Consider the following 746-nt stretch of genomic DNA (forward strand, 5'->3'; position numbering starts at 1 on the left):
TCTCATCTCTATACTTTTATTTGCAAAGTATATTCAAATAACCAGAAATTTACTATTAAAATTCCAAAAGGCATGTTCTCAGTCATGAGAATATGCCTTTTGTCTACAGTCTGAGAGCGTGACTTAGGGTCACGCTCTTTTTATAAATAAATAGAATTATTTCTGAACATTAATGGCAAAATAGAATTTAGAATCTGCAAAAATATATAAGAAAATAAAGGTAGATAATATTACTACCTTTTTAAGCTAGAGTTCATATAAAGAATTTGTTGTACTTTTAAATACTTCTATAGATTTAACATCAAATTTTATCATAGTATCTTTTTCTAATGAGCTTACATTTTTTGAAGGCAATATAATTAATGTTAGTAAAACCAATCCAATTACTAAATTATTTTTCATTAAACTCATCACCTCTTTATCTGATATTTTTACCTTAATGTCAAAAATCATGCATAGATTTTATAAAAAAAGTGAAAGTATATAATTCATAGGAAAATTTAAAAGATAATTTGGATGATAAATTTTTTATAAAAATACCTTAATTCCTTGAAAATGAAGAATTGCTTTAAAAGCTTCAAAAACTTTGATTCTGGAGTTTTAACCAAATTTTTTATATTTTATCCTTAATTTGCATTTATGAATAAGACTTTTGGTTATGAAAATTAAAATCATGTATAAGTCAAATTTTCATTGTGGAACTCAATATAGGGATACCATGTGAAAATTTAATATATACTCTGGAA

At 23.9% G+C, this 746-nt stretch carries 1 protein-coding gene; it reads right to left on the reverse strand.

Translation table 11 applies throughout. The features are described 5' to 3' along the window. Window positions 1–246: 246 nt before the first annotated feature. Window positions 247–402 (reverse strand): hypothetical protein, encoded by a 156-nt coding sequence (locus tag B2W91_RS13640; RefSeq protein ID WP_291581841.1) that lies wholly within the window; start codon window positions 400–402, stop codon window positions 247–249. Window positions 403–746 lie beyond the last annotated feature (344 nt).

The sequence above is a fragment of the Clostridium sp. UBA6640 genome, from assembly GCF_002455975.1.
In the GTDB taxonomy this organism is placed as follows: domain Bacteria; phylum Bacillota; class Clostridia; order Clostridiales; family Clostridiaceae; genus Clostridium_J.